The organism is Flavobacterium sp., from assembly GCF_028712645.1.
In the GTDB taxonomy this organism is placed as follows: domain Bacteria; phylum Bacteroidota; class Bacteroidia; order Flavobacteriales; family Flavobacteriaceae; genus Flavobacterium.
This window is the reverse complement of the sequence record NZ_JAQTPQ010000329.1, coordinates 1-3,358: the sequence shown is the minus strand read 5'-3', so window position 1 is coordinate 3,358 and position 3,358 is coordinate 1. Positions and strand designations below refer to the sequence as shown.

Genomic DNA, 3,358 nt, shown 5'->3' with positions numbered 1-3,358 from the left:
AAAAATGTAGCCTTGCAGAAAATTAAAAAAGCTGCAGATGATTTTACTATTGAGCTCGAAAAAACAAATGATATATTGGCTTCATTGGGCGAAATCAAAAAAAATCAGTTTTTAATTGGATTCGCATTAGAAACTGAGAATGAAATTGAAAATGCAAAGTTGAAAATTCAGAAAAAAAACTTAGATTTGATAATTCTTAATTCTCTGCAGGATGAAGGAGCTGGTTTTGGAAAGTTGACTAATAAAATCACTTTCATAGATAAAAATTTCAAGGTAGAACCAATGGAATTGAAATCAAAAGAAGCCGTTGCCAATGATATTTTAAACAAAGTAATAGCAAATTATGCGTAACATTTTAAGTGTATTTTTAGTCCTGATTTTTGGCTTTGCCCAAGCGCAAGAATTAAATTGTACCGTGACGGTAAATGCTCAAAAATTACCGAATGCTAATCAACAAGTTTTTAAAACTTTAGAAACTTCATTGAGCGAATTTGTAAATCAAACGCAATGGACTGGAAAAACATTTAAACAAAATGAAAAAATAGATTGTTCGATGTATATCACCATTTCGTCTAACACTTCAAATCAATTTGTTGCAACTATTCAGGTTCAATCTTCAAGACCAATCTATAATTCGTCTTATTCATCGCCAATCATAAATATTAACGACAAAGATTTTAGTTTTAGTTATACTGAGTTCGAAAGTTTAAATTTTAATCCTAACTCCTTTGAATCCAATCTGGTGTCCGTAGTTTCTTTTTATAGCTACATAATAATAGGTTTGGACGCTGATAGTTTTACGGAATTTGAGGGGACACCTTATTTAGAAATTGCCCAAAACATCTCTAATGTTGCCCAAGAAAGTGGTTACAGAGGTTGGAAACAAACTGATGGAAACCAAAATAGATATTTTTTGATAAATGATTTATTGTCGCCAGCATATAAAGAAGTTCGCCAAGCAGAGTTTGGATATCATTCAGGGTTGGATGTGATGAGTCAAGATTTAAAAAGTGCTAAAGAAAAAATAAAAAGCGCATTGCTTAATCTTGGAAAACTTAATGAATCTAAACCAAATGCTTATTTGACTCGAGTGTTTTTTGATTCAAAATCAGATGAAATTGTTTCCATTTTTTCTGGTGGACCAAGTATTTCAATTTCAGATTTAGTCGAAAATTTGAATAAGACATCTCCTTTGAATTCAAGTAAATGGGCGATGATTAAATATTAATTGATTTTTCAATTCCTAACTATTACTGGTTCTTCATCACAAAAACTACAGAAATGATAACTTCCTTGTCGATAAAAAACTATGCTTTAATCGAAAAATTGAATATCGATTTTTCAAAAGGATTTTCAATTATTACAGGAGAAACTGGAGCAGGAAAATCAATAATTTTAGGAGCTTTAGGATTGGTTTTAGGAAAAAGAGCCGATTTAACTTCTTTAAAAAACAAAGAAGAAAAGTGTGTCATTGAAGCCCATTTCGAAATTTCGAAATACAATTTACTTCCTTTTTTCGAATCCAACGACTTGGATTATGAAGATGAAACCATCATTCGTCGCGAAATTTTACCTTCGGGAAAATCAAGAGCTTTTGTTAACGACAGTCCAGTCAATCTTCAGGAATTGCAGGAATTGAGTTTGCTTTTAATCGATATTCATTCGCAGCATCAAACACAAGAACTTTCGGAAGAGAAAGTTCAGTTCGAAATTATTGACGCCATTGCTGATAATCAAGAGGATATTTTAGATTATCAAATACTTTTGAAAAGCTATAAATTGGATAAATCCAAATTAAATACGCTTCTCAAAAAACAATCCGAATCTACCAAAGAACAGGAATACAATACCTTTTTATTAGACGAATTAGTGGCATCAAATTTAAAATCAGGCGAACAAGAAACCCTCGAAGCTGATTATGAAAAATTGAATAATGTCGAAATTATAAAGGAATCCATCGATAAATCTTTGGCTATTGCCAATGAAGAACAAATAGGAGTGATGCACAACTTGAAGGAAATCAAGGTTTCTTTGCAGAAGATTGCTTCGTTTTCTCCTGAATATTTTTCTTTGTTAGAAAGAATAACAAGTCTAACTATTGAGTTTGACGATATTTCTGATGAATTGAATCGCTGTTCCGAGAAACTCATCAATGATCCTGAACAATTAGATTTAATTAGTCAAAAGTTGCAAGTGATTTACAGTTTGCAAAAAAAACACCAAGTTTTAACTGTTGATGAATTATTGGAAATCCAAACTAATTTAGAAAATTCTCTATTTGAAATAGGAAATTTAGAAAATGAAATTACTTCAATAACGAATTCAATTCAGGAAAAAGTGATAGTATTAGATACTTTATCAAATACCATTCATAAGAAAAGAATGGATTCAGTTCCAGTTTTATGTCAAAAGTTAATTGCGATTTTAGAAACTTTAGGAATGCCAAATGTTCGATTTAAAATTGATATTAATGCTACTACAACTTATTTCGAAAACGGGAAAGATGAACTCGAATTTTTGTTTTCAGCTAATAAAGGAACTGATTTTGGGTTGTTGAAAAAAGTGGCTTCCGGTGGAGAAATGTCAAGAATTATGTTGGCTGTGAAAGCAATTTTGGCACAGTATTCAAAATTACCAACTTTAATTTTCGATGAAATTGATACCGGAGTTTCTGGTGAAATTGCCAACAGAATGGGCGAAATTATGAAGGAAATGAGTCAGACAATGCAAATTTTTGCTATTACACATTTACCGCAAATTGCTGCAAAAGGAACAGCACATTTCAAAGTTTCAAAATCTACTATTGGCGAAGACACACAATCTGAATTAAAATTATTATCTGATGAGGAACGACTTATCGAAATTGCACAAATGTTGTCAGGAACTGTTGTTTCTGATTCCGCATTAAACCACGCAAAAGCCTTGCTGAACTAAAGAAATGGCTTATATTTGTCACCTTAAAAAAACCGAATAACAGAATAACCTTTACATATATGATTATAGAACCTAGAATGCGAGGATTTATTTGTTTGACATCACACCCAAAGGGATGCGAGCAAAACGTAAAAAATCAAATTGAATACGTAAAATCAAAAGGTGCAATTGATGGCGCTAAAAAAGTCTTGGTAATTGGAGCTTCAACCGGATTTGGTTTAGCTTCAAGAATTACTAGTGCTTTTGGTTCTGATGCTGCAACCATTGGTGTATTTTTCGAAAAACCTCCCGTTGAAGGAAGACCAGCTTCTCCAGGTTGATATAATTCTGCAGCTTTTGAAAATGAAGCAAACAAAGCAGGTTTATATGCAAAAAGTATTAACGGTGATGCCTTTTCAAATGAAGTTAAGAGACAAACTTTAGA

The 3,358-nt window shown here is 31.9% G+C and carries 3 protein-coding genes and 1 pseudogene; all 4 read left to right on the top strand.

The genetic code is table 11. From position 1 onward, the window contains the following. Positions 1-351: phosphopantothenoylcysteine decarboxylase (locus PHC28_RS17280; RefSeq protein ID WP_300103485.1), on the top strand; the 351-nt coding region annotated here is incomplete at its 5' end. Further along, complete coding sequence (locus PHC28_RS17275; RefSeq protein WP_300103483.1) at positions 344-1,228, top strand: DUF4835 family protein; 885 nt, start codon at positions 344-346, stop codon at positions 1,226-1,228. The genes PHC28_RS17280 and PHC28_RS17275, both read left to right, overlap by 8 nt. A gap of 53 nt (positions 1,229-1,281) precedes the next feature. Then, the gene (gene recN / locus PHC28_RS17270) at positions 1,282-2,934 is read left to right on the top strand and encodes a DNA repair protein RecN (protein WP_300103481.1); all 1,653 of its coding nucleotides are present in this window, start codon (positions 1,282-1,284) and stop codon (positions 2,932-2,934) included. Positions 2,935-2,993: 59 nt separating this feature from the next. Then, positions 2,994-3,358: pseudogene (locus tag PHC28_RS17265) on the top strand (bifunctional NADH-specific enoyl-ACP reductase/trans-2-enoyl-CoA reductase); the annotation flags it as partial.